Source organism: Gleimia europaea ACS-120-V-Col10b (assembly GCF_000411155.1).
In the GTDB taxonomy this organism is placed as follows: domain Bacteria; phylum Actinomycetota; class Actinomycetes; order Actinomycetales; family Actinomycetaceae; genus Gleimia; species Gleimia europaea_B.
On the sequence record NZ_KE150266.1, the window covers coordinates 1,170,942 to 1,196,195 of the forward strand.

General features: G+C 56.4%; 20 protein-coding genes and 1 pseudogene. 13 read left to right on the top strand and 8 right to left on the bottom strand.

What is annotated here, in order from left to right:
• Positions 1–175 precede the first annotated feature (175 nt).
• Entirely contained in the window at positions 176–976 is an 801-nt protein-coding gene (gene thiD / locus HMPREF9238_RS05340) for a bifunctional hydroxymethylpyrimidine kinase/phosphomethylpyrimidine kinase (protein WP_016444428.1), read from the bottom strand.
• A 79-nt stretch (positions 977–1,055) separates the two neighbouring features.
• Positions 1,056–2,390 (bottom strand): replicative DNA helicase, encoded by a 1,335-nt coding sequence (dnaB, locus tag HMPREF9238_RS05345; RefSeq protein WP_016444429.1) that lies wholly within the window; start codon positions 2,388–2,390, stop codon positions 1,056–1,058.
• 350 nt (positions 2,391–2,740) lie between these two features.
• Between dnaB and HMPREF9238_RS05350 the strand changes: the two genes are divergently transcribed.
• From HMPREF9238_RS05350 to rplI, 5 genes are all read left to right on the top strand, one after another.
• Complete coding sequence (locus HMPREF9238_RS05350; protein ID WP_016444430.1) at positions 2,741–4,126, top strand: MATE family efflux transporter; 1,386 nt, start codon at positions 2,741–2,743, stop codon at positions 4,124–4,126.
• 161 nt (positions 4,127–4,287) lie between these two features.
• A complete protein-coding gene (gene rpsF, locus HMPREF9238_RS05355) occupies positions 4,288–4,575 on the top strand; it encodes a 30S ribosomal protein S6 (RefSeq protein WP_016444431.1) in 288 nt (95 codons plus the stop codon).
• Between the two features lie 28 nt (positions 4,576–4,603).
• Positions 4,604–5,140 carry a single-stranded DNA-binding protein gene (locus tag HMPREF9238_RS05360; RefSeq protein WP_016444432.1) on the top strand — a complete coding sequence of 179 codons (537 nt, stop codon included), beginning with the start codon at positions 4,604–4,606 and terminating at the stop codon, positions 5,138–5,140.
• Positions 5,141–5,207: 67 nt separating this feature from the next.
• Positions 5,208–5,450 (top strand): 30S ribosomal protein S18, encoded by a 243-nt coding sequence (gene rpsR, locus HMPREF9238_RS05365; RefSeq protein WP_016444433.1) that lies wholly within the window; start codon positions 5,208–5,210, stop codon positions 5,448–5,450.
• A gap of 19 nt (positions 5,451–5,469) precedes the next feature.
• Positions 5,470–5,922: a 50S ribosomal protein L9 gene (rplI, locus tag HMPREF9238_RS05370; protein WP_016444434.1), complete on the top strand. Its 453-nt coding sequence runs from the start codon at positions 5,470–5,472 to the stop codon at positions 5,920–5,922.
• A 99-nt stretch (positions 5,923–6,021) separates the two neighbouring features.
• Here rplI and HMPREF9238_RS05375 read toward each other — a convergent pair whose 3' ends face one another.
• Both HMPREF9238_RS05375 and HMPREF9238_RS05385 read right to left on the bottom strand, forming a co-directional pair.
• A complete protein-coding gene (locus HMPREF9238_RS05375) occupies positions 6,022–8,346 on the bottom strand; it encodes a transglycosylase domain-containing protein (RefSeq protein WP_016444435.1) in 2,325 nt (774 codons plus the stop codon).
• An 82-nt stretch (positions 8,347–8,428) separates the two neighbouring features.
• The gene (locus HMPREF9238_RS05385) at positions 8,429–9,886 is read right to left on the bottom strand and encodes a CCA tRNA nucleotidyltransferase (RefSeq protein ID WP_156824391.1); all 1,458 of its coding nucleotides are present in this window, start codon (positions 9,884–9,886) and stop codon (positions 8,429–8,431) included.
• A 118-nt stretch (positions 9,887–10,004) separates the two neighbouring features.
• Between HMPREF9238_RS05385 and HMPREF9238_RS05390 the strand changes: the two genes are divergently transcribed.
• From HMPREF9238_RS05390 to HMPREF9238_RS05425, 8 genes are all read left to right on the top strand, one after another.
• Positions 10,005–10,547 carry an NUDIX hydrolase gene (locus HMPREF9238_RS05390; protein ID WP_040316499.1) on the top strand — a complete coding sequence of 181 codons (543 nt, stop codon included), beginning with the start codon at positions 10,005–10,007 and terminating at the stop codon, positions 10,545–10,547.
• Entirely contained in the window at positions 10,544–12,592 is a 2,049-nt protein-coding gene (locus HMPREF9238_RS05395) for a DUF6049 family protein (RefSeq protein ID WP_016444438.1), read from the top strand. The genes HMPREF9238_RS05390 and HMPREF9238_RS05395 overlap by 4 nt, the downstream gene beginning before the upstream one ends.
• A complete protein-coding gene (gene murJ / locus HMPREF9238_RS05400; RefSeq protein ID WP_051109785.1) occupies positions 12,582–14,330 on the top strand; it encodes a murein biosynthesis integral membrane protein MurJ in 1,749 nt (582 codons plus the stop codon). The genes HMPREF9238_RS05395 and murJ overlap by 11 nt, the downstream gene beginning before the upstream one ends.
• Before the next feature lie 139 nt (positions 14,331–14,469).
• Positions 14,470–16,332 carry a hypothetical protein gene (locus HMPREF9238_RS05405; RefSeq protein WP_016444440.1) on the top strand — a complete coding sequence of 621 codons (1,863 nt, stop codon included), beginning with the start codon at positions 14,470–14,472 and terminating at the stop codon, positions 16,330–16,332.
• A 111-nt stretch (positions 16,333–16,443) separates the two neighbouring features.
• Positions 16,444–17,361: a thioredoxin-disulfide reductase gene (trxB, locus tag HMPREF9238_RS05410; RefSeq protein ID WP_016444441.1), complete on the top strand. Its 918-nt coding sequence runs from the start codon at positions 16,444–16,446 to the stop codon at positions 17,359–17,361.
• A gap of 27 nt (positions 17,362–17,388) precedes the next feature.
• A complete protein-coding gene (gene trxA / locus HMPREF9238_RS05415) occupies positions 17,389–17,712 on the top strand; it encodes a thioredoxin (RefSeq protein WP_016444442.1) in 324 nt (107 codons plus the stop codon).
• 268 nt (positions 17,713–17,980) lie between these two features.
• Positions 17,981–19,300, top strand: coding sequence for an aminotransferase-like domain-containing protein (locus HMPREF9238_RS05420; RefSeq protein ID WP_040316500.1), 1,320 nt, complete (start codon positions 17,981–17,983; stop codon positions 19,298–19,300).
• A gap of 14 nt (positions 19,301–19,314) precedes the next feature.
• On the top strand, positions 19,315–20,271 hold the full coding sequence (locus HMPREF9238_RS05425) for a D-alanine--D-alanine ligase family protein (RefSeq protein WP_016444444.1): 957 nt from the start codon (positions 19,315–19,317) through the stop codon (positions 20,269–20,271).
• 1,245 nt (positions 20,272–21,516) lie between these two features.
• Here HMPREF9238_RS05425 and HMPREF9238_RS08805 read toward each other — a convergent pair.
• The 4 genes and pseudogenes from HMPREF9238_RS08805 to HMPREF9238_RS05445 all read right to left on the bottom strand — a co-directional run bounded on the left by HMPREF9238_RS08805 (position 21,517) and on the right by HMPREF9238_RS05445 (position 25,250).
• On the bottom strand, positions 21,517–23,016 hold the full coding sequence (locus HMPREF9238_RS08805) for a ParB/RepB/Spo0J family partition protein (protein ID WP_016444445.1): 1,500 nt from the start codon (positions 23,014–23,016) through the stop codon (positions 21,517–21,519).
• The gene (locus HMPREF9238_RS05435) at positions 23,003–23,899 is read right to left on the bottom strand and encodes a ParA family protein (RefSeq protein WP_016444446.1); all 897 of its coding nucleotides are present in this window, start codon (positions 23,897–23,899) and stop codon (positions 23,003–23,005) included. Before HMPREF9238_RS05435 ends, HMPREF9238_RS08805 begins: the two co-directional genes overlap by 14 nt.
• A gap of 115 nt (positions 23,900–24,014) precedes the next feature.
• Positions 24,015–24,665 (bottom strand): annotated as a pseudogene (gene rsmG / locus HMPREF9238_RS05440) (16S rRNA (guanine(527)-N(7))-methyltransferase RsmG).
• A 30-nt stretch (positions 24,666–24,695) separates the two neighbouring features.
• Positions 24,696–25,250, bottom strand: coding sequence for a Jag family protein (locus tag HMPREF9238_RS05445; protein WP_016444449.1), 555 nt, complete (start codon positions 25,248–25,250; stop codon positions 24,696–24,698).
• Between the last annotated feature and the right edge of the window lie 4 nt (positions 25,251–25,254).

Here is a 25,254-nt window from a genome sequence, read left to right on the forward strand (position 1 = left end):
GAACGACTGTGTTTAGTGTAACAACTACACCGCGAAACTCAACGGACAAGACCCGCTTGTGAGCTACTAGATGCCCCTGCGCGAGCGCCGCGAGCATATGAAAGCGGCCGCCAGCCCAAGCTCGCGGCCGCTTTATGTAGCTACAAACAGCGCCTCATGCGCTGCCCACCATTAACTAAGCTTGCTGCCACACGGCATTAAACGGGGTGTGCGCAGGAAGACTCCCCGCAATACCGCGCGTCACAATCTCTTTAGCAACCCGCACAGCCTCGTAAATGTCTGCGCCCTTAGCCAGCTCAGCCGCAATCGCTGCCGCAAGCGTGCAACCCGCGCCCGTTGGACGCTCATCGCCAATCTTCGGTGAGGCATAGCGCGTGATCTTCTGACCATCCCACAACAAATCAACGGCCTCATCGCCCGCAAGCTGCATTCCACCCTTGGCGAGAACGTACTTTGGACCAAGCTCACCGATCTTTTGCGCGGCACGAGCCAAATCGGCCTCCGTACGGACCTCAATGCCAGAAAGTTGCTCTGTTTCAAACAAGTTCGGTGTCACAACCGTCGCCAGCGGCAGTACCTTCGTCTTGAGCGCCTCGTCCGTATCGTGCGCGTCGCCGGCCTCCTGGCCCTTACAGATCAGAACCGGATCAAGAACAATGTGCTTCCACTCGTTCGTAGCCAGCGCCTCACGCACTGCGTCAATCGTCGCCACCGTGCCCAGCATGCCGATCTTCGCAGTATCTACATCCCAGGTGGAAACTCCCGCCTCAACCTGATCTTTAATGACCTGCGGATCAACCGGAACAAACCTGTGCGCCCAGTTATTCTTCGGATCGAAGGACACGATGCAAGTAACCGCACCCATACCAAACACGCCAAGCTGGTGGAACGTCTTTAGATCCACCTGCAAACCAGCGCCGCCAGTTGCCTCGTTGCCTGCAATCGTCATGACCTTAACTGGATTGCTCAATGACATTTCCACCTCGATAAAAATAGTTCGAAAGCATAAGCAAACGCTTACCAAGCGCGCCTACAGGGCACAGATTACACGCAAACTACTGCCTTGCCATATCCACAAAACGCGCGTAATGGCCCTGGAAGGCCACCGGGATCGTTCCCGTCTCACCATTACGGTGCTTGGCAACAATAATGTCGGCCTCACCCGGACGCTCATCCTGATCGTAATAATCCGGGCGATGTAGCAACATGATCACGTCCGCATCCTGCTCCAGCGAGCCCGACTCGCGCAGATCCGCGATCATCGGCTTCTTATCCGTACGCTGCTCCGGGCCACGATTCAGCTGCGCCACCGCCACCACCGGAATCTCCAATTCTTTCGCCAAGAGCTTCAGCGAGCGGGAGAACTCCGAAACTTCCTGCTGGCGCGACTCCACTTGCTTACCCGACGACATGAGCTGCAGGTAGTCAATCACCACCAGGCCAAGATTGTGCTGCTGCTTCAAGCGACGGCATTTTGCGCGAATCTCGTTCATTGCCATGTTCGGCGAATCGTCAATAAAGAAGGGCGCTTTTGAAATGTTCGAAATCGTCTTTGACAGGCGCGTCCAGTCACGGTCTTCCATCTCGCCTCGACGCATCTTGCCAAAGTGCACTCCGGCCTCGGCCGCGATCAAACGCATGCCAATCTCTTCGCGTGACATTTCCAGCGAGAAGATAACCGACGTGATGTTTTGATGCACCGCCGCCGCCCTCATGAAATTCATGGCCAGAGTTGACTTACCCATTGCCGGACGCGCCGCAACAATGATCATTTGCCCCGGTTGCAATCCTGTAGTCAGGTGATCCAGATCTGAAATCCCTGTGGGTACGCCCTTTGACACGTCCTTGTTCTGCGCGATCTCGTCAAGATGGGCAAGTAGGGGATCCGCAATCTCAGCCAACTGCACGTAATCCGAAGTGCTCCGGCGCTCAGACACCGCGTAGATCTCAGATTGTGCGGCATCCACGATGTCATCGACGTCCCCGCCCGTTTCCGCGTAACCAAGCTGAACAATCCGGGTGCCCGCCTCCACAAGACGCCGTAGCTGCGCCCGCTCGCGCACAATACGCGCGTAATAACCCACGTTGGCAGCAGTTGGAACCGAAGCGATCAGGGTGTGCAGGTAAGTGGGCTCTGGCAAACGGCTTAGATTTCCCTGGCGTTTTAGCTCACCGGCAACCGTGAGGGTATCCACAGGCTCGCCGCGAGAGTAGAGCTCCATGATCGTGTTGTGGATCATCTCGTGATCCGGACGGTAGTAGTCGGAGCTATCCATCGCCTCAATAACATCGTTCACGGCGTCCTTGGAAAGCATCATGGAGCCAAGAACGGACTGCTCCGCCTCAATATCTTGCGGAGGGATTCGATCAAAACCCGACTGGTCTGCCACAAAAACCGCCTTCTAGTTAACGCACCCTGCGCCCACGATTTCAGCCAGGCCGCGCCAGGGAACGCGCTCCATTTGTGCAAAGGCGCAGTTATCAACAGTTACTGAGGGAAACCGTGAATACCGGTAAGGTTATCCCCGAAAGGCCAAACTCAAAAACCCTAAATGTTAATAACTTGTGCATTTTCGGTGGATAACTCCCATAAATTGTTCAAAACCTGTGGATAACGTGTGGATTGTGCGGAAGTTGTGTCAATGACGTCCATTCTCAAACCCCCAGAACAGCGCCAAATTATCCACAGTTTTGTTCACACCCTGTGGAACAAAAGTCGAAGGTAAATAGGTGGATAACTTTGACACAACACTCAAGTAAGACTGAACCACAACTTGAAGGTTCTGAGCTCAATCGTGAGATTCTCCGTCTCGCCCTCCCTGCACTCGGAGCGCTGTTGGCCCAACCCCTATTCACCACCATTGATTCGGCTATGGTAGGCCACCTCGGAACCGAGGAACTAGCCGGCCTCGCCCTCTCATCAACAATCCTCATGACGGCGGTGGGCCTGTTCATCTTCCTGGCATACTCCACAACATCCATCACCGCCAGGGCGCTAGGCGCGGGGAAAATCGCCTCCGGTTTGCGTGCTGGCATTGAGGCACTCTGGCTTGCCGGACTTCTTGGCATACTCACCGCGAGCGCACTCATTTTTGCCGCCCCCACCATCATTAGCTGGTTCCGACCCGACCCGTCGGTTGTTCCCCACGCCATCGCCTACCTGCAGTACTCTTCACCCGGCCTTGTCGGCATGCTCGTGGTTCTTGCTGCTACAGGAACGCTACGCGGCCTGCTCGACACCAAGACGCCGCTATACGTTGCCACGGCCGGCGCCGCCGGCAACGCGGCGCTTAACGCGATCTTCATTTACGGGCTAAACATGGGCATTGCCGGTTCTGGTTTGGGCACCGCCATTGCCCAAACCCTCATGGGGATCACTCTGGTGGCAGTAGTGGTTAAGGGAGCGCGGCGCGAAGGAGTGAGCCTGAAACCCTCATTCGGTGGTTTGCTTGGCGCCACCAGCGCAGGCCTACCCCTGCTTGTGCGCACGCTAACGCTTCGCATTGCGATTCTCGCCACCGTTGCTGTAGTCACCCGCGCTGGAGCGATCGCCCTGGCCGCCCACCAGGTAGTAAACACCGTGTGGAACTTCGCGGCGTTTGCCCTCGACGCCCTGGGAATCTCCGCCCAGTCACTCACCGGCTACTCGATCGGCACCGGCGACCGTGCAAAGACCCACGCGCTCGTTCGCCGCATCACCATTTGGGGCGTTGCGACGGGCGCTGGCCTTGGACTCGTAATTATCGCGACGTCCGGCCTGCTTCCGTGGATTTTCGGCACCGACCCGACCATGCACAGTGCGGCCATGCGCGGCCTGTGGGTTGCCGGCGGTTTCCAAGTTCTAGCCGGTTTTGTTTTCATGATGGATGGCGTGCTGATAGGAGCTGGCGACAACCGTTTCCTCGCGGTAGCAGGCTTGCTCACACTGGTGCCATACCTGCCAGCTTTGTGGATTATCGTAAAAATGTTCGCCAACGAGGGTGCTTTAAACGCTACAACCCAAACCACGGTACTCGTGTGGGTGTGGGTAGCTTTCGCCGGAGTGTTTATGGGGGCGCGTGCTCTCACAATCGGCCTGCGCGCTCGCGGATCAAAATGGATTTCGCAAGCCGAGGGAACTAAGTGACACGCGTTTTCGTGGAAGTTGCTCACATTTGTTCGCGCGGCCTGGTACATGCGATGCCGTCACGGTAGCATGAGAGTTCGGTTCACATTTGTGTACCGGTTCGCATATCCCTCCTGTCACGGAACGACCGTGACCGTTGAGACCAGAGGAGGTGGGGAAACATGCGTAAGTACGAACTGATGGTGATCTTCGATCCCACTGTTGATGAGCGCACCGTCGGCCCCTCGATGGAGAAGCTTCTGACCAAGGTAACCGAGGCTGGCGGCTCCGTTGAGAACGTCGATATTTGGGGCAAGCGTCGTCTTGCTTATGAAATCAACAAGCAGTCTGAAGGCATTTACGTGGTTGTGGACATGACCACCACGCCGGAGGTTTCCAAGGAAATCAACCGACTGCTGTCACTAAACGAGTCCGTAATGCGCACCAAGCTGATGCGCCCGGAAGCGTAACACTGGATGAGAATCTGAGGAGCCAAAGATGGCTGGAGATACCGTAGTCACGATTATCGGCAACCTGACTTCCGACCCGGAACTTCGTTACACCGCGTCGGGCGCACCGGTTGCTAACTTCACTGTTGCATCTACTCCGCGTAGTTTTGACCGCAACTTAGGGCAGTGGAAAGACGGGGAAACCCTGTTCATGCGCTGCTCCGTGTGGCGCGATGTTGCAGAGAACGTTGCAGATTCCCTTACTAAGGGAACGCGCGTGATTGTTCAAGGACGTCTTCAGCAGCGTTCCTACGAGACCCGCGATGGCCAACAGCGCACCACCGTGGAGCTAGCGGTCGACGAGATCGGCCCGTCGCTCCGGTACGCGCGCGCCCAGGTTAGCCGTAACCCGTCCAACTATGGGGGCGGCGGCGGATACAACCAGGGAGGAATGCAAGATTCCTCTGGTTCGGGCGGCCCGTCTTTCGGCGGTGAGGCCGGCTACAACGCGGCTCCGGGCGGGGCTCCTGATGACCCGTGGGCAACGGGTGGTTCCACAAACTTCGATTCGGAACCCCCGTTCTAAACGGTTCTTATCTAACTTTGCTCAACAACAGGGCGCACGCTAGTGCGTGAGATTTTTAGGAGACACCATGGCGAAGCCTCAACTTCGCAATAAGCCGATTAAGAAGAAGGCGAACCCACTAAAGTCCGCCAAGATTGAAAAGATTGACTACAAGGACACCGCGCTTTTGCGTAAGTTCATCTCGGACCGCGGTAAGATCCGCGCCCGTCGTGTAACTGGCGTGTCCGTTCAGGAGCAGCGCAAGATCGCGAAGGCCGTGAAGAACGCCCGCGAAATGGCTCTTCTGCCGTACTCGAGCTCTGGACGTTAAAGAGGAAGGAGACTGAATAATGGCAAAACTAATTTTGACCCACGATGTCCCTAACCTCGGTGTTGCCGGTGACGTCGTTACCGTTAAGGACGGCTACGCTCGCAACTACCTCGTTCCGCGTCGTCTCGCTGAGCGCTGGACGCCGGGCGCACAGAAGGCACTAGATAAGATTGCCGAGCGTGCGCGCGCGAAGGAAATCGCAAACGTGGATGATGCTCGCGAGGTTCGTGACCAGCTTCAGGAAATCAAGTTTGTAGAGATCTTCAAGCTTGCTTCCACCACCGACGCCCTTTACGGCGCTGTCAAGACCGGTGATATCGCTTCGGCTATCAAGGAAGCTTCCGGTATTGAGATAGATCGCCGTAAGATCGTTGTGGAGAAGGCCATCAAGTACGTTGGTGACCACAACGTGACCGTTAACCTCCACCCGGAGGTTTCCGCACGCGTCAAGGTTCGTGTAAGCGCCAAGTAGTTTACGCATAGAAGTGCCGCCCGCAAGATTTTGCGGGCGGCACTTTTTATCTATCCATATAGCCCAAAGATTCCTCTCTCGAGGTCCTCCAACTTCTAGCTAGTGGTTTTCATCGGGCTCAGTTGCCGGCTCGGTAGGCGGATTAGTGGTGGGAGTGTCGTTTGGAGCTTCCGTTTGGGTTGGCTCCTCCCTCTTCTCCTTCTTCTCCGTCTTCTGAGTTTGTGTGGTAGTCGTCTCTGTTGGAGGCGTGTACGTTTTGAACGTGGATCGACGGACGTCTGGCTTGTACCAGTCGAACTCTGCGACCTCGTACTTGTCGATCGCTTTCAACATGTACGTTTGCCACACGGTGCCTGGCCAAGTGGAGCCGGTAACTTCGTATTCTCCACCAAATGGGGTGATGGAGACTTCGTTTCCGTCTTCACCAATCTGGTACATGGACACCACGGTGGCAAGTTGCGGGATTGCCCCCGCGAACTGGGCGGAACGGTTTTCTTCAGAAGAACCGGTCTTAGCCAGCACGGGCCGCCCAATGGTTCCAGCCTTTTCCCCAGATCCCCACTGGGCGCTGGCCTGCATGCCGGGTAGCGCGGCAGAAATGATTTCAGAGTCAAACACGCGCTCGGTGCTTGTGGGACCCTGATAGATTTGCTCGCCGTCGTAGCGGGTAACTTCCTTAATCATATGAGGCGTGCTCCGCAGTCCTCCGGACGCGATAGTAGCGTATGCCCGGGTGAGATCCAGATTATGCGGCGACGCTGACCCGAGAATGTTACGGAGCGTGTCGTCAAGGCCGACGGTGTCCTCTGGCAAGCCAAGCTTAATCGCGGCGTCGCGCGTTTTACCCGGACCCATCTCGTTATTCATTTCAACAAATGGAGTGTTGATAGATAGCGAAGTTGCGCGAACCATATTGACGTAGCCGTACGAAAAGCCCCCATAGTTTCCGAGTGGAGGCGTTACTTCTCCGGTGCGTTTGTCGGTGATCTGTAGCGGCGAGTTGCCGTTGTACATATCCTCGATTGTTCCGCCGGCTTGCATGTATGCGATGAGGCCAAACGGCTTCATCGTTGATCCTGCCATCGCCCTGTCCTGGGTGACGGCGTTGGATTGGCGTTCTTGATAGTCGGCGCCAGCAAATTCTGCGACAATTTCGCCATTAACGGGGTTGATGGATGAGAGAGCCACCTGCAATCCCGCATCGTGATCGTCGGGGAGTTCATTTACCGCCTCGACAGCGTAGTCTTGCAGGTCCTTATCCAAGGTAGTGACAATCACGTAACCGCCCGAATCTAGCTGCTCTGGGGTTATGCCGGCACGATTTTCTAGTTCGGTGCGGATCTGTTGCATGAGGTGACCCTTCCACCCAGTCATGCTGGTTTCGGAATGCGGGTCGATAGTTTCCGGGAAGGTCGCGTCGTTAGCCTCATCCTGTGTGATCCAGCCATCTTCAACCATGTGTTTGAGGACGCGGTCGAAGCGTACTTTTGCCACGTCTGGGTCTACTGCGGGATCCCACGCGGAGGGCGCGGGGATGATGCCGGCAAGCAAGGCTGATTCGCTAAGCGTCAGATCGGTTGCGGGGTGGCCAAAGTATTTGAGTGCCGCCTCTTCTATACCGTACGCGCCGCGCCCAAAGTAGATGGTGTTGAGGTAGTTCTCGAGGATCTCGTCCTTGGATTGCTGCCTGTTGATCTTGAGGGCTAGTAAGGCTTCTTTAATTTTGCCCTTTATGCTCGTAGTGGTGTCCAGGTAGTAGCGTTCCACGTACTGCTGGCTCAGTGTGGAGGCACCTTGCAAGGACCCCCCGCGAACATTGTTAATAAAGGCGCGAGCTATGCCTTTCAGGTCAATACCGGAGTTGGTGTAGAAAGTGCGGTCCTCTGAAGAAATGACTGCTTTTCCAACGTAGTCCGGAATAGTTTGCGTATCTATGATGGTACGGTCGATTTCGGCAAAAGTACCGAGTTCAGTTTCACCGTCGGAGTAGTAGACGCTAGTTTTTTGCGCCAGCGCAAACTCTCCGGGTTTCGGCAAGGTCACGGACGCGTAGGCAACCATGAATCCGATCGAGCCAAGAATAACCACGGTGAGGAACGCAATGAGAATACCGATTCCTATGCGCGCGCCAGTCGACTTCTTCTTGTTCCCCCCGCTTGTCTTCTTCCCGCTTTTTGCTGCGGGTTTGCGCGCGGTTGTCTTCGTAGTTTTGCCACTCGGTTGGCTGGCAGTGCTTATATTTTTTCGCGGCGAGGACGACGCGGTGACAGCGGGTTTGCTCTGGGGGCTCTTAGGGATGGAAGAGGAGGGTGTTTTGGAACCCGGGTTTGTAGCGGTCGTGCCATGACGGTGGATAGAGCGGCGCGAAGGCAATCCGGAGGGTTTCCGGTTGCTATTTTTATTAGGTTCGCGACTGTCAGCCATTGGAACCACCTTTCTAAAGCAGGGCCCGGCGGTTACTGAAGACCGGGTGCCTCTTTCGTCTATCTAGCAATTGTGCATGGTTTTATTGCGTTTCCCACCATTTTAGTAGTTCATGTTCGGCTTCTTCTTTACCGAGCGGGCCTCGCTCCATGCGAAGTTCAAGTAGGTATTTGTATGCTTTGCCAACTTGGGGACCTGGCTTGAGGTCAAGAAGCCGCATGATTTCGCCGCCATCTAGGTCGGGACGTACCGCGTCTAGTTCCTCTTGTTTTTGGAGTTCGTGGATGCGATTTTCGAGGTCGTCGTAGGCGGCCTGTAGGTACGCGGATTTGCGCTTGTTGCGGGTGGTGCAGTCCGCGCGGGTAAGCCGGTGGAGGTATTCGAGGTAGGGGCCCGCGTCGGTGACGTACCTGCGCACGGCAGAGTCGGTCCACTGCTGTTCGCCATAGCCGTGGAATCTTTGGTGCAGGCGCACTAGTTCCACAACGGCTTTGGTGGTGGCTTTGTCGAAACGCAGGGCGGCCATGCGTTTCCTGGTCATTTTCGCGCCCACGATTTCGTGGTGGTGGAAGGTGACGGTGCCGTCTGGTTCGAATCTGCGCGTGGCGGGTTTGCCAACGTCGTGCATGATGGCTGCGAAGCGCAGGATAAAGCTTGGCGCGGGCACGGGGCCGTCGGGCCCGGTTTCAAGGGCGATTGCGTGTTCGAGGACGGTGAGGGTGTGCTCGTAAACGTCTTTGTGGCGGTTGTGTTCGTCTTTGAGGTCTTGGAGGTTGGATAGTTCTGGTAGGACGATGTCGGCAACCGTGGTGTGAACCATGAGTTCGAGGCTGCGGCGGGGTTTGGGGGAGGTGAGGAGACGCTCGAATTCGGTGCGAATGCGTTCTGCGGAAACGATTTCGAGGCGGGGGGCTTGCTGCTCCATGGCTTTCATGACATCTGCGGAAACGTCGATGCCAAGTTGGGCGCTGAACCTTGCGGCTCTCATGATCCGCAACGGGTCGTCGTCAAAAGATTGGGTGGCGGTGACAGGCGTGCGCAAAATGGCGTCTGCAAGGTCTTGCAGGCCGCCGTGCGGGTCTACGAGTTCAAGGTTGGGCAGGGTGATGGCGCAGGCGTTGACGGTGAAGTCTCGCCTGGTAAGGTCACCTTGGAGCGTGTCGCCGTATTCGACTTGGGGTTTGCGCGAGTTCGGGTTGTACGCTTCGGTGCGGTACGTGGTGACCTCAACTTGCAGGTCTCCTTTGCGCGCTCCGATGGTGCCAAATGCTTTGCCAACGTCCCAGGTTTTATCACCCCAGATGCCAAGGAGGCGTTCGGTGTCGTCAGGCCTGGCATTGGTGGTGAGGTCGAAGTCGTGTGGTGTTACGGCAAGAAACGCGTCACGAACCGGCCCGCCTACGAGGGCGAGTTCAAATCCGGCCGCGTGAAAAACGTGGCCTAGTTCGATGATTTGCGAGGGGAGTTCAGCGAGGGCTCTTTCGGCGTTGCGGCGAAGCAGTTCGAGGTCGCCACATCCCACGGCCTCGAGTGCGTTCATATTTTGGCTTGTAATGGTTGCCCGTTTATTGGTTTCTTGTTCCTTTAGCATCCCTAATAGCGTGCCATGAATCCTCACAATTCGGTATATCGGACGCGCCACGTCATAGAGTAGGAGCATGGATATTCATGACGGCACTCCTCGGATGGGTGTTCCGCGACCCCCGCGTCACCATTTTTCGGTGCGCAGTTTTCGGGTGAGCGCGCGGCATTTGCCGGTTGTGGATGAGACGTCAGCTGGCGGCCTTGTGATTAAGGTGCGCGAGGGAGTGCCGTGGGTGGCGGTGATTGCGCGGCGAAATCGGGCGGGCAATATCGAGTGGTGTTTACCGAAGGGACACCTGGAGCCCGGAGAGTCGGCGGAGGAAGCCGCAGTTCGAGAGATCGCTGAAGAAACGGGCATTACGGGCCGGTTGGTGACGGGTTTGACGTCGATTGATTACTGGTTTTCTACGGGGGATCGCAGGGTGCATAAGGTGGTGCACCACTATTTGTTGGAGTACGTGTCGGGCGAGGTCACCGTGGAGAACGATCCGGATCAGGAGGCCGAGGACGCCGCGTGGTTCCCGTTGGACAAGGTTTCACGCATGTTGGCGTATCCGAATGAGCGGCGCGTAGTGGCGATCGCGTTGGATTTGCTGTATCCAGAGGCAAACGTGTGAGCCGGCGTTTAAGTTTTAGAGGCGTTGCGCTGTTGCTGGCGGGAGCTTTGGTTTCCGCCGTTTGCGGTGTTTTTGGGGGTTTTGAGGCGGTGGCCGCCCCGGTGGACGCTCAGCCTGGCTACACGGTGGAGATAGATGATCTGGCGCCTCGGGTGCTGACGGATCAAAAGAGTGTGAAGGTTTCTGGCACGGTTAGTTTTGCCACGGCGCAAAGCGAAGTGTCGTTGAGCGTGTTTGTGCGTTCAGATTCGATGGTCACCGTGTCGGAAGCGAAGGCGTATTTGGAGGATTTGAGCAACGCGGGTGATTTTGTTACTTCGACGACGTTAAAGGACGTGAAAGCCGGCACACCCACTGCGTTTTCAATTTCTATTCCGGCAACCGATTTGCCATTTTATAGCCCGTTCTTTTGGGGCCCACGAGGCATTGAGGTGCGCGCTGAGGCCGGGAACCTGGTGGCTTCGGATAGATCTTTGTTGCTGTGGGATTCGGGTTATGAGGTCAAGCCCTTAAACCTGTCTGTGGTCAGTTCGATCGCGATGGGCGTGCAGGAGTCCGACCAGGGGGTTCGGGCCACAGATGCACAAGCAGGGCAGGTTCGCGTGGCGCAGGATTTAGCTGAGGTTAAGGGCGTGACGCTCGCGGTTGGTGCGGGCTTACTTGAGCAGGAAGATTTCGCGCAGAACCTAGCGAAAGCGGGTGCGGGCCCGGTGATTTCCCTGCCGGCGGCGGATGCGGATGTGGCCGGTATTGCTCATCTTTCGCAGCGTTCCCAGATTGTGCAGTTGGTGCAAGATTCAAAGTCCGCGCAGAACTTGCCGGTGGCGCGCCGAGCCGGACTGGAAGTTTTGGATAGTTTTGTCTTGCCCGAGGTAGACGAGCTTGACCGCCAGGTTGTGGAGCTGTGGGCTGATCAGACGGTTGTGAGTACGAGCGAGGGCTTGGCACCTTCAGATTTGCTCACTTATGATGTTTCGGCGTGGTCTCGCTACGACGCGCAGACCGGTAGCGCCGTGAACGCAGAGGAGCCCGGCACGGACGTGCTCCTAGCTCACAAGGCGCTGTCGGATCTTCTTTCTTCTTCCACCTCTTCTAGGGGCGATGAGTTGGACGTTCAGCAGATGATCCGCTCTACCACTGCGATCATTACGCGCCAGTTACCCAACCAGTCGCGCACCGTGCTTGCGTTGACGCAACGCAATCCGGACAGCGAGGTCACCGTGGCCCGGGTGAAGGCTGCGCTCGGGGATCGGTGGGTGAATCCAATCTCGGTTGCAGACGTGAAAGACATGTCGGATGCGCCCGAGCCGCGCACGACTCTGCCGGATCTAGTTCCATCTTCGGGCAGCATCACGGATCTGGAGGTTCGTTCGCTCTACGAGGCGATCGAGTCTACGGCCGCGATGACTTCAGCACTGGCCGATTCCACGGGTACGGTTGCCGAGCAGCGCTCCCGCGTGCTGCTGGCCACCTCCCTCGCGCTGCGGGAACAACCGGACTTGCGCTCGCGATTAATTAGGGGCGTGAATGAGGAGGCGGAGGCGCTGGCCACTTCCGTAAAGGTGGAACAGTCTGCGCCAATCAACCTGCTGGATCGCAAGGCGCATTTGCCGGTGCGGGTAAGTTCAGCGCTTGACGAGCCGGTAAACGTGGTTGTGGAGCTGGTTTCGCCCGACCCGCGCCTACAGATCGAGAAGAGCGTGGCGGTTAGTGTGCCGGCCCACGGCTCAACGGTTGCAGAAATCCCGGTTCGTGCGATTGGTTCGGGCGATGTCGCGGTTCAGGTTAAGATGAAGGGCCCCAATGGCCTCGTGATCGATGATGCGGCGCACTTGCAGATCCGCGTTCGCGCGGAATGGGAGTCGACGGGTACGCTCGTGTTCTCGATAGTTATGGCGCTGTTGCTGGTAGCAGGTATTTGGCGCACCATTAAGCGAGGTCGCCGCGTGGATATGGCTACTAAGGACGCAACCGGCGGACTGGAAACACCGCATGTGAATGAGAGCGCGTCCACTGATTTGAACTTGGGAGAACATGATGAGTGAGGCCGAGTTGGCTGGCGATCACGATCAGCCTATTGGTGATCCGAAGGAGTCCTCCCTATTTCGGTCTTCGGCGATCATGGCGCTGGGTACCACGTTTTCCCGAGGGCTTGGTTTTTTGCGCACCGCGCTGCTGCTGGCTGCTTTGGGCGCGGCGGGAGCAAACGACGCGTTTAACGTGGCTAATACGTTGCCGAACGTGGTGTTTAACCTGCTGGCGGCAGGTTTGCTGGACGCGATTTTGGTGCCGCAGATTGTCCGGGCATTCAAGACTAAATCCGGTTCGGACTACGTGAATCGTCTGCTGACGCTGGCCGGTCTGATCATGTTTGGTATCACCATCGTGATGGTTGCGGCCGCTGGCATTTTGGTGAACTTGACGGCTGGTTTGATGGCCCCGGCGTGGAAGTCGCTGGCAATCGTGTTTGCCATTTGGTGTTTGCCGCAGATTTTCTTTTACGGAATCTACGCCCTCTTGGGCGAATTTTTGAACGCGCGCGGCATTTTTGGCCCGTACATGTGGACGCCGGCGGTCAATAATGTGATCGCAATTATCGGTTTGATCGTGTTCATTGCCGTGTACGGCACGGCCTCGGATGTGAATGATCCGTCGGTTTGGGATTTCCAGCGGACGGCGCTTTTGGCGGGGCCGGCAACGTTGGGCGTGATTGCGCAGGCGCTGTTGCTGATTATTCCGCTTCGGCGCGCGGGCGTACGGTTGCGGTTGGATTTTCATTTCCGAGGCACTGGCTTGCGCCGGGCGTCTAAGATTGCGGGCTGGGTGTTCGCAACGCTGGTTGTGGGCCAGGTGGGCTACCTGTCTACGTCTAACATTGCGGCGGCGGCAAACGCGTGGAGTACACAAACCGGAGTTTTCGCTGCTTCCACGGCGGCGCTTGGCATCACGTTTACGGTGTACATGCTCCCGCAATCGATCGTTTCGGTTTCGATCGCTACAGCTCTGTTTACAAAGATCGCTTCGGCAGCTGCTGATGGGAACCAGGCCAGTATGGTTCGCAACTACCAGATTGGCGTGCGGTCCTCACTCTTGCTAACGATGTGGATGGCGGCGATTTTGGGGGCGGCCGCGATCCCGGTGTTCCAAATTTTGGGGCCGTCAAACCCAATTTCCGAGATGGTTGCGTACGCAAATGCACTGGTGATCATTTTGCCGGGCCTGGCAGGCGCCGTGGTAGTGATTTTCAGTCAGCGCGTATTTTATTCGCTGGAGGACGGCCGTCCCGTGTTTTACACGGTGCTTTGGCCAACGCTGGGTCAGGTGGCTTTAGGCTGGACGTTGATGCTGTTCCTCCCGCCCGTGTACTGGCTGTTTGGGGCGTTATTTGCCGAGACTGTCTCGCGCATTGTGCAAGGCGTGGTTTCAACATATTTTGTTCGCGCCAGGTTACCGCAGGCGAATCCACGGGTGGTTATTGGCGACATGGTGAAGTACGGCAGCATGGCGGTGGTATCTGGGCTACTGGGAATGGGCGCGTTGCATTTTGTGGGCGCGTTTGACACTTCCGGAACCGTGACGGGCGCGATTTGGGGCGGATTGTGGCGCGGGGTTCTTGTAGCCGTGGTGGTAAGTGTCGGATACTTCAGCCTCGTCGCAACGATTGATCGCCAAAATTTCCAAACGGCTTTGGGCATGTTGGGCTCGCGAATCCCGTATTTCCAAAGATTTGCATCCGCCCAAGAAGACGCGCAGGCCCCGGATTCCGCGCCCGGTAACGAGTAGCTATCCCTGTCCTCGCTCGCTGAAAGTTTGTTCCGTTGTGACCGGCTCGGCGTCTGGTTTTGAGCGACACTGGGCGCCGGCGCAGGTTTGCTTTGCCCGCGTGTATTAGTCTTGCAGTTGATGTTATTGAGGGGGCTCTATGTCTAAAGACGATCTTGAGTCGAATGAGGATTTCGATTCTGAGCGAGATCGCACCGATCAGTTCACGCCTGAGCAGACCAGTGGATCTTTTGATGCCCTGCTTGAGGATTTGAACGAGAAGATGGTTGCCGGCAGCCTGGCTAATCGTTTGCGCGGCGTGTTTTCTCGGGCGGGTCGGCCTGACGCGGAGGCTTCCCAACTTGACGAGGTCGCGCGGACTGATAGCGAGCCCGCCTCTGAAGACGTCGCGGCTGACGTGCCCGCCTTAGATAATGAGCAAGCCCGCGCGAAGTCGGACGATAAGTCAGATAAGACGCGGGAGTTCATCTCGTCGTTAGATGAACGTTTCCCCAGTGTGCGCTCCCCGAAGATGCCTCCTCCTCCCGAGCCTGAAGATGAGGCCGCAGTGGCCGCTGGCCAGGGCCAGATGACCGACGATTTCCTAAATCACCTTGGCAAACAGAAGAAGCGTTTTTCCGATGTTGACAATGAGGACGCAGCACAACACCAGGATGTCTCTTCTGACCCGGATTCTTCTGCCAACCCCTCGTCGCCCGCGAACGAGACGCAAACCGTCGCGCATGCAGATGATGAGCAAAAGCGTGATCGCGCGGTGGATGAGCCGCAGACTACGAGCGGTGCCCAGCAGGCGGAAGACAACTCGGATATCGCTACGGCAGACGGAGACGAGCAGGCCACGGCTGCGCGTTCCCTCGCCGACGAAACTAAACGAATCGCAAATGTTTCTAAAAGCTTTATTAAAGCTCAGGCGGTCAAGATTGCAGCGGCAGCTGCGGCCCGCGAAGATGCCCGCCGCGCCAAGGCGGAGGCCAAGCGCCTCGAAGAACTTGCAAAAGAGGAAGAAGGGGAGCTTCCCGCCCCCGTAGAAACCGGCTGGGGCGACCTCTCCGATGAGTCTGATTTCAGCTCAGGCCGTGCCGATAGCGCGCCGAGCCCGTCCGAATCCTCCGATGATGAGGGCCAAGCACCGTCCGCGAAGAAGGAAGGATCTGTCCGCGAGCGTTCATCTACGAGCATTCCGAAGGCTGGGGCAACGCACGAACCGGCACGATTGGCTGGCGACACCGACAGCTTGAAGGCCGTCGAGTCTGATTTGCCGAAGAAGGTAAGTTTCACGCGGCGCGGCGCCTCCATTATGAAGTTGCCGTCGGGCACGCGGGTGATTCAAAACTCGATGCGTTCGGTTCGCTCCACCGTGGATGCCTTGAACGAGGGACAGAGTATTGATCCGACCCGGCCCACGATTGCGCTGTTTGTAGCGCTAATGGTAGCCGCAACGATCGTGTCCGCAACCACGATGGCGGGCACGCGCACGTTCTCCTCCTCGATTTTGCACACCCAGCCAAAGCCTACCGAGGTTGTTGAGACCACTGCGGAGGAAGCACCTACGGAAGCTCCTACCCCGCCTCCTGCGGGCGCTCCCAAGATCGCGTCGGTTGATGTCATTTCGTACAACAACGATGATGGCGACCATCCGGAGTGGGCGCAGTACCTGTTTGATGGGGATCAGTCCACGAGGTGGCAGACGCGCTACTTCGCTCAGCCTGAGTTGCCGGAGAACAACCGTATTCGCCTGGTCATTCATCTGGAAGAAGAAAGCTCTGTCAATAGCGTGACCTTCCAGGGCCCGATTGATGGCGGGCAGGTAGATTTGCGCGTAAATGATGGTGCGGATCCGTTTGCCACACCTGTTTTGACATCCTCGAAGATGGCAAAGACCACCACGTTGACTCCTTCTGAGCCGGCTGTGGGAACCACGGTAACGCTCGATTTCGTTGCGCTCCCCACGGATGATGAGGGGCAGTTCCGCGCGAAGATTGACGTGCTCACTGTCAACTAGGGCCGCTTTTGAGCCTTTTGTAGCCGCGTGGAATACTTACGCGTGCGGGGCGGTTAGTTAGAGTGTTGTTACGTGTAGGCCGTTTGTTTTGCACAGAAAGTTGTTTATCTCATGGTTCATGATCTAATCATTGTTGGTTCCGGTCCAGCTGGTTACACGGCGGCAATTTACGCCTCGCGTGCCGGTTTGAAGCCGATTGTTTTTGCCGGCTCATTCACGGCTGGCGGAGCCCTCATGAACACTACTGAGGTGGAGAACTTCCCTGGTTTTCCTGAGGCCGTGATGGGTCCGGAGCTCATGGTGAAGATGCAGGAGCAGGCCGAGAAGTTCGGTGCTGACGTGCGGATGGAGGACGTGGAGCGCCTTGACCTTGCCGGGGACAACAAGGTGGTTGTGGCTGACGGCGAGGAGTTCTGGGCGCGCGCGGTGATTGTGGCAACGGGCGCTGCTTACCGCACGCTCGGTTTGGAGGGCGAACAGACTTACGCCGGGCGCGGCGTTTCGTACTGCGCTACGTGTGATGGTTTCTTCTTCCGCGATAAGCAGATCGCTGTTGTGGGTGGGGGCGATTCTGCTATGGAAGAGGCGCTGTTCTTGTCCCGGTTTGGCAAGGTGACGGTGATTCATCGCCGTGATGAGCTTCGCGCTTCGAAGATTTTGCAGGAGCGCGCGCTGGCGGATCCGAACATTTCGTTTGCGTGGAACTCTGTTGTTGTTGATATGAAGGGCGAGGCGAGCCTGCAGAGCCTGGTTCTTGAAGATACGGTTACGGGTGAGCGCCGCGAGCTTGCCGCGGATGGTCTGTTCGTTGCGATTGGTCATGATCCGCGCACGGAGTTGGTTAAGGATCAGCTTGAGTTGGAAGGTGCTTACATTAAGGTGGCTTCGCCCACCACACACACTTCGGTTCCGGGCGTGTTTGCGTGTGGCGACGTTGCAGATTCGCGTTACAGGCAGGCCATCACGGCTGCTGGTACGGGCGCGAAGGCGGCCCTTGACGTGCAACATTATTTAGAGAGTCTGAAGTAGTTTTAACGCTTAGTGAGGGGGTTGACAATGGCGGAGACAATCAAGATTTCGGATGCCGACTTCGCGGCTGTGGTGAATGGTTCAGACCTGCCGGTGCTGGTTGATTTTTGGGCGCCGTGGTGCGGCCCGTGTCAACAGATGTCGCCAATTTTAGATGAGGTTGCGAGCGAACTTTCCGGCAAGATCATTGTTGGCAAGGTAAACGTAGATGAGAATCCCACGCTGGCTACTAAGTTCGGGATCGTGTCGATCCCAACGATGATCCTGTTCCAGGGCGGCAAGCCAGTGAAGTCAATCGTTGGCGGACGCACGAAGGCCAAGCTGAAGACAGATATAGAGGCCGGCCTATAGTTGTAGATCCGCTGCGGCTGGGAGCATGTTGCGTTCCCAGCCGCTTTTCTTTGCGCCGCAAGACTCGCGCACTTTTTCCCGCCGCGTAGCGCATCTACCCGTCTTGGTGACACGTTTGGCAAGATTGCTTGAGTGCAGGGCGACCTGTTTCCTTTTGGTATTGCTCTCTCATTTGTCTTATTTTCACGGTTTTTCTTTGGTTCCTCGTACTTTGGGTGGCACAATCGGGAGATAAGAACTTTCCCTTCGCTTTGAAAGATTTACTACATTGGTTGAACGTCCAGATCCGCATTCCGATTCAGGCACTTGGCTAGATCCTTGGCACGGAGCGTATGCGGCGCGAGCCCACGGGTTGCGTTCGTCTGAGATTCGCGCTCTGTTTGCAGTGGTTTCGAGGCCGGAAGTCGTGTCTTTGGCCGGCGGCATGCCGAACATTAAGGATTTGCCTCTGGATTCGTTGGCCGAGTCGGCACGGACGCTGATTTCGCGTCATGGCGCGCAGGCAATGCAGTACGGCTCCGGCCAGGGCTGGGAGGATCTTCGCCAGCGCATCACTGAGGTGATGACGTATGACGGTATTAATGCTGATCCTGATGACGTGGTTGTGACTACGGGTTCGCAGCAGGCGTTGGATCTTGTTTCTGAGATTTTCTTGGAAAAGGGCGACGTCGTGCTGGCGGAAGCTCCTTCTTATGTGGGTGCGCTTGGCACGTTCCGCGCGTACGAGGGCGAGGTTGCGCACGTAGAGATGGATGAGGATGGCCTCATTCCTGAAGCTCTGGAAGAGATGATCCGCAGGTTGCGTGCCCAGGGCCGCCGGATTAAGTTCTTGTACACGATTCCGAACTTCCACAATCCGGCTGGTGTGACGCTGTCGGAGGAACGCCGGCCTGTGATTGTGGAGATTTGTCGCCGCGAACACATTTTGATTGTTGAGGATAACCCGTACGGGCTGCTCGGTTTCGATTCGGATCCGCTTCCAGCTTTGCAGTCTTATAACCCCGAGGGCGTGGTTTATCTGGGTTCGTTCTCGAAGATGTTTGCTCCTGGTTTTCGGATTGGTTGGGCGCTTGCTCCGCATGCGATTCGCAATAAGTTGGTTTTGGCTTCCGAGTCCGCGATTCTTTCCCCCTCGATGGTCGGACAGATGGCGATTGAGCAGTATTTGTCGGACTATGACTGGTATGGCCAGGTGAAGGTTTACCGGCAGATGTATCGGGAGCGCTGCAACGCGATGATGGCTGCGTTGGAGGACTTCTTGCCGGATTTGCAGTGGACTACGCCAAAGGGTGGTTTCTACACGTGGGTGACGCTACCGGAGGGGCTGGACGCGAAGGCGATGCTTCCACGCGCGGTCACAGGTTTGGTTGCATATGTTTCCGGCACGGCGTTTTACGCTGACGGCCGCGGCGGTGACCATGTGCGGCTCTCGTTCTGTTATCCGCCACCCGAGGAGATTCGCGAGGGCGTGCTTCGTTTATCTCGCGTGATTAATGCCGAACGCGAGTTGGTGGAAATGTTTGGCACGAACGATCGCGCAGAGTTGCCCGATGACGCTGTGTCAGCGCCAGCCCCGGATCAGGTTTAAGTGAGGAGTTCATTGTGTCTGAAGCTTTGAAGATTTTGGTTGTTTCTGGCGGGTTGACGCATGAGCGTGATGTTTCGCTGAGGTCGGGGCGCCGCGTGGCCACGGTGCTGCGTCACGCGGGCCACACGGTTGAGGTTTGTGACCTTAACGCTCAGTTTTTGCCCACAGTTGCTGAGTTTGAGCCAGATGTGGTGTGGCCACTGATTCACGGTTCGGTTGGCGAGGACGGTTCGGTTCAGGATCTTCTTGAGCTAATCTCGTTCCCGTACGTAGGCTCTACGGCTGCTTCGTGCGCATTGGCCTCTAGCAAGCCAACCGCTAAGTCTTTGGCGCAGCTGAGCGGCGTGGTGACTCCAAAGTGGCTCTCGCTCAAGCAGGCTCTGTTCCGCCAGGTTGGAGCGCCCGCAATCATTCAGTCGATTGTCGATAACGAAGCCGGGCTTACCTTCCCACTTATCGTAAAGCCTGCGGATGGCGGTTCCGCACTCGGCCTCTCCAAGGTGTTTAACGAAGAAGAGCTGCGCTCCGCCATGGTTGATGCTTTCGCCTATGGCGACACCGTTATGGTTGAGCAGTTCATTCCAGGCAAAGAAATAGCGGTTTCTGTGCTTGACCTTGGCGAGCCGGTGGCGCTACCTCCGGTTGAGATTGAAACCGATGATGGTAGGTATGATTACGACGCTCGCTACAACACCGGCCGGTCTAAGTTCTTTGTGCCCGCCCGTCTATCCGAGGAGGAGCTCGCGGCTGTATGCGACGTAGCGCTCAAGGTTCACAAGACTGTGGGAATGCGGCATTTATCGCGTATCGATCTGATTCTCGGCGAGGATGGCACAGTCTGGTTCATTGACGCCAACGTCAGCCCGGGCATGACGGATACTTCGCTGTTCCCGCTTGCAGCCGAAGAATACGGCAGCCTTAGCGACGTGCTGGAAGATATCGCTCGCTACGCTGCAGAAAACCAAAGCTAACACCGGTTACAACAGTTTTCTTTTCGGGCCAGCTCTGCGAAGGCTGGCCCGAATTGTTTCACGTGAAACAATTGGCCTCGCAATCAGGTTCACTCGCACCGACCTTGCTTCTGTTTATTCCTGCAAAGTCCGATGCCCGTTGCCATTAACCAAATCACGAAAGACTTTGAGAGCGCCTACGATACCGAGTTTGAACAGTCATGCGCTTGACACTCAATCAGTTTTACTCATTAGAGCACGTACGCGACAAAACTAAATTGTTTCACGTGAAACAATTGGCTTGACAATCACTCTCACGGCCGAACCTACTGAGCATTCGCTAGCACCACCACCCCTCATTGCGCATTGTCTTGTGAGGAATTGAAAATATCCGTCGATATGCAGCTATCCGCGAGGTCGTTTGTTGAATCTGCCAAAAGGCCGGCTATGGCACGAAGACTAGCGTTAGGTACCACGCGCTTGATACTGGGCTAGGTACCGCTATAAAACGTTCGTACTTGGTACCGACTGAATTGTTTCACGTGAAACAATTGGTTGGTCGAGCACTTCACCGAGCTTACGTGTTCACAGTTAGTCCGACTCCGCTGCGTATTGTGGATGCTTGTATTGCCTGCGACACAAACTCCTGTCGGATAAACTCAATCGTCGTGCAGTTGGTAACGAGAGCTACGAAATGTACGAATTCAGACGCATACCACCGCACAAGAACCACTTGCAGCGCACCTCTGCGCGATTCGCAGGATATTACGCCCATGCACAGTGTGCTTGATTTAGGGGCCGTTCGTTTACTCAGCGGGCGTACACGGAAACTATGGAATTGTTTCACGTGAAACAATTTGCTCACACGCACTAAGCGGGCTGCCGATAACTGCTAAAACTCCTCCAATTCCCGCCCTGCCCCGTCTCGGCCACGTCTACATCCACATCTGGTTAAACCATCTGCGTATAACAACCGCCGAAATAAATATTCATTAGTTATCCCAGCGCATTGGTCCGGGTCTTTACGTCTCCGCGCACGAGTAACAATGTGACTGTCCACGCTACCCGCGCACGGGTACCTCCCAAAGGTACGACGCCGTATCGGTCGTGCTCGCTACGCTACATGCGCAAAGACGCTTTGCAAGAATATGCAAAGGCTGTGCCTCTGTTAGCCCATACAGCGGTTGCGCGGCGTAAATTCAACATACGAACATAGGTCTGCCCTGGAACCAGCGCACCTTCGGTGTGGCAGTTGCCTGGCGCTAACTAGCCGCGAAGGTTCGCGATTACCTGCGTGATTCGCTCTAAGTCTTCTGGGCCGGCGTATTCAATCGAGATGCGGCCCTTGTGTTTTCCTTCCACTACCGTTACCCGAGTGTCGAGCAGGTCTGTTAGCCGTTCCACTACGCTCGAAGCATTTTCTGATAGTGGCCGCGCAATACGCTTTGCGCTCTTCTTCGCGGCCACGGTAGAGACTTCCCCGAGCGCCACAATCTCTTCGGTGGTGCGAACTGACAGACCCTCGGCAACGATGCGATCGGCGAGGGCGTCCATTTGGGCGATGTTTGGCAAAGCCAAGAGGGCACGCGCATGTCCCGCACTGAGCACGCCAGCGGCAAGCTTGCGTTGAACCGAGGGCGGAAGCTTCAACAGTCTCAACGAGTTAGCGATTTGCGGCCGCGAACGCTTAATTCGTTCCGACAGCTCTTGCTGGGTGTACCCAAAGTCAGACATTAGTTGCGCATACGCATTGGCTTCTTCAATCGGGTTTAACTGTGTGCGGTGTAGGTTCTCTACCAAAGCCTCGCGTAGCAACTCATCGTCTTCGGTGTTGCGCACAATCGCGGGAATCGTCTCCGCGCCCGCAAGCTTAGAAGCACGGAGCCTGCGTTCACCCATGATCAGTTCGAACTTTGGAAGTTTGTCAACCCCCTCCGCCTTTCGCTGTTCAACAGCTTCTTGATAGCGCTGCGTGGTGCCGTCAATTTCGCGTACGACGATAGGCTGCAGAACACCGATTTCCTTAATCGACTCAGACAGCTCTGCGAGTTCAAACTCATCGAAGATTTCACGAGGCTGCTTCGGGTTAGGCACCACCAGGTCAACATCAATCAGCGCGAAGTAAACGCCGGGTACCTGCACCAGATCGTCTGATGCCGCACCATCCTCAGTTGCACCACCTTGCGCCTCTAGCGAACCGGAGGCTTCTGATACCCCCCGCTGTGTGGCAGCGGCGGCCTCCAAATCAGCGGTAACAGTCTCTTTCCCAGCGAACTCCGATTCACCACTCGCAACCGTTGCCTCGGTATTCGCAGTACCGGGATCCTCGGGAATAATGTCTGCAAATAGAGGACGCTTCTTTGTTCCTGCATCGCCCGCCGGCTCAGAGCCATCCTGGTTACGACCCACTTTAACGGAATCAGCCAAGGAACCCTTCCTGGACGATTTCTTCGACGAAGAAGCACCCTTCGTGCTTCGCTTTGAGCGCGCATCTACCGCCGCATCGCTCTTGGTTGCTCCCTTAGCAGAGGAACTCTTACTACGAGTAGGACGGCCTTTTCGTGGCGTAGGCTTCAATAAATCAGCGGAAAGAGACTGCGAACGCCGCTCTCCGGAGTCCTTGCCCGAGCCACCTGCGAAAAACAGATCGGAGGGCCGCCCAACGCTCTCCTCGCGAGAAATTGTTTCACGTGAAACAATTGCATCTCGTTCCGGAATTAGGGAACCAAGTCCGCGCCCCAGTGCGCGCCTTTCATTCGCCGCCATTTTCAACTCCTACATTCGCCCAACGCAAAGCCAACTCGTAAGCGGCCGCCTTGTAGGCAACAGCGCCCTGGCCGCGTGGATCGTGCCCAAAAATACTAGTTCCAAAACTTGGAGCCTCCGAAAGCTTAACCAGCCGAGGAATGTAGCTGTCCAACACCACCCCTGGGAAATAACGCTTTATCTCCGCAGCAACTTCCGAACTGAGATTTGTCCGCCTGTCGTACATGGTTAGCAGGATCGCGCCAATGGTTAGGCCCGGATTCAAATAGTTTCGGATCCGTTCAACCGTATTGACCAACATGGAAAGGCCTTCCAGCGCGTAATACTCCGTTTGGATCGGCACGATTACTTGATCTGCGGCCACAAAAGAGTTCAGGGTCAGCAATCCCAGGCTTGGAGGACAGTCAATCAAAACGACGTCCACACCTCGATTAACTGCGAGGAAGTCCTTAATGGCCCTGCGCAACACAAATTCGCGACCCTCAATGGCCGAGAGTTCAAGTTCAGCACCGGACAAGTCGATCGTAGCCGGGCAGACAAACAGATTCTCGGATTCCTCACACGCGTGTAGACATTCCGCAAGGTTCAGCGAGTTACTTAGTACGTCATACGTAGAGGGGGTGCCCTGATTGTGGTCAATTCCCAGCGCGGTAGAGGCATTGCCTTGCGGATCGGAATCAATCACCACCACGGACAGGCCTGCTTGCGCCAATGCAACCGCAAGATTCACCACTGACGTCGTCTTGCCCACTCCACCTTTCTGGTTCGCGACTGCAACAACCAGCGGTCGCTGTGGACGCGGGAAAACGACACCCTCAAGTTGTGCGCGCAAACTAGCTGCGCGCCCAATTTCATCTGCAAGGGGACTAGAACCAGTGGTCACCAATGCTCCTTTCAACTACACCTAGTGTAGTTGGTTTGCACGGTCTGAAACTCATGGGCTTGCCGGGTGTGAACAATACCCCGTAGACAATGACTGTGGAAAACAGAAAACGACCCTAGCGCTTCTTCTGCATCTCCACTACGCGCGTCGATTCTTCTTCCATAAGAGAGGGCACTTCGTGAACCTGTACGCGCCCCACGTTGAACTTCTTGAACAGGGGTCGCGCGGCCTTTACTTCCTCTGCCGCTCTCTGTCCTTTCAAAGCAAGCATTTTTCCGCCGGGTAAAACCAGCGGCATTGTCAATCGCGTCAACTGCTTAAGGTTGGCAACAGCGCGAGACGTCACAATGTCAGATTGTCCAACGTTGTGTAGTTCTTCCGCTCGCGTGTTGTGGATCGTGACGTTATCTAATCCAATTTCACCGGCCACGTCAGCCAACCATTCACATCTGCGCACCATCGGTTCAACTAGATGTACGTCTAGATCCGGCCTCGCGATCGCAATCACCAGCCCGGGGAATCCAGCGCCCGAACCGACGTCTAAAACCTACACGCCCTCGGGAATGAAACTCAGAACGGCAGCCGAGTTCACGATGTGCCGAGACCACAGTCGCGGCAGTTCACGCGGGCCAATGAGGCCGCGAATCTCACCTTCCTCAACGAGCATGCGGGAAAAGTGATCCATCGCCCCAAACTGGGAGCCAAAGAATTCACGAACTACCTCGTTCGGCTGCTCAACAAAGGAGCCGTCAGAGGCAGTCTGGATCGTAGTTTCTACCTTGTTCGCAGGCTTCACTTACTCGGCCGAATCCGAGCTTTCGCTGCTCTCTTCCTCGCCAGCTTCTTCGGCGAGCGTGCCGGGCAGAATCACTACACAGCGATTAGGTTCCACGCCTTCAGATTCAGACATGAGGTTCTCGCGCGCAGCAACGTCGTGGCAGATTTTGCGCTCAAACGGGTTCATCGGCTCCAGCATCACGGCTTCGCCGGTAGTGCGTACGCGCGTGATTGCTTCTTCGGCAATCGCGGTAAGTTCACGACGCCTATCCGCGCGGAATCCGGCAATGTCCAGCATCAAGCGGGAACGCTCGCCCGTCTCGTTTTGCACCGCCAGGCGCGTGAGCTCCTGCAGGGCGTCGAGTACCCGGCCATCCTCACCTACCAGACGCTCCAGGCGCGAGGAAGGGTCTTCCGAGCCGATCTCTACGAGTGCACGATCATTCTCAACGTCGAGTTCAATGTCGCCGTCAAGGTCGGCAATGTCGAGGAGTTCTTCGAGGTAGTCCGCCGCAATGTCACCCTCTTCAACGAGGTGAGCGATGCGGTCCTTCTGGGGGTTTTCGTCAGTCATTTTG

What these genes read in the sequence shown, in the direction of transcription:
- thiD (WP_016444428.1), bottom strand. Translation starts at nt 976, where the DNA reads ATGTCATTGAGCAATCCAGTTAAGGTCATGACGATTGCAGGCAACGAG.
- rpsF (WP_016444431.1), top strand. Translation starts at nt 4,288, where the DNA reads ATGCGTAAGTACGAACTGATGGTGATCTTCGATCCCACTGTTGATGAG.
- HMPREF9238_RS05360 (WP_016444432.1), top strand. Translation starts at nt 4,604, where the DNA reads ATGGCTGGAGATACCGTAGTCACGATTATCGGCAACCTGACTTCCGAC.
- rpsR (WP_016444433.1), top strand. Translation starts at nt 5,208, where the DNA reads ATGGCGAAGCCTCAACTTCGCAATAAGCCGATTAAGAAGAAGGCGAAC.
- rplI (WP_016444434.1), top strand. Translation starts at nt 5,470, where the DNA reads ATGGCAAAACTAATTTTGACCCACGATGTCCCTAACCTCGGTGTTGCC.
- HMPREF9238_RS05375 (WP_016444435.1), bottom strand. Translation starts at nt 8,346, where the DNA reads ATGGCTGACAGTCGCGAACCTAATAAAAATAGCAACCGGAAACCCTCC.
- HMPREF9238_RS05385 (WP_156824391.1), bottom strand. Translation starts at nt 9,886, where the DNA reads ATGAACGCACTCGAGGCCGTGGGATGTGGCGACCTCGAACTGCTTCGC.
- HMPREF9238_RS05390 (WP_040316499.1), top strand. Translation starts at nt 10,005, where the DNA reads ATGGATATTCATGACGGCACTCCTCGGATGGGTGTTCCGCGACCCCCG.
- murJ (WP_051109785.1), top strand. Translation starts at nt 12,582, where the DNA reads ATGATGAGTGAGGCCGAGTTGGCTGGCGATCACGATCAGCCTATTGGT.
- HMPREF9238_RS05405 (WP_016444440.1), top strand. Translation starts at nt 14,470, where the DNA reads ATGTCTAAAGACGATCTTGAGTCGAATGAGGATTTCGATTCTGAGCGA.
- trxB (WP_016444441.1), top strand. Translation starts at nt 16,444, where the DNA reads ATGGTTCATGATCTAATCATTGTTGGTTCCGGTCCAGCTGGTTACACG.
- trxA (WP_016444442.1), top strand. Translation starts at nt 17,389, where the DNA reads ATGGCGGAGACAATCAAGATTTCGGATGCCGACTTCGCGGCTGTGGTG.
- HMPREF9238_RS08805 (WP_016444445.1), bottom strand. Translation starts at nt 23,016, where the DNA reads ATGGCGGCGAATGAAAGGCGCGCACTGGGGCGCGGACTTGGTTCCCTA.
- HMPREF9238_RS05445 (WP_016444449.1), bottom strand. Translation starts at nt 25,250, where the DNA reads ATGACTGACGAAAACCCCCAGAAGGACCGCATCGCTCACCTCGTTGAA.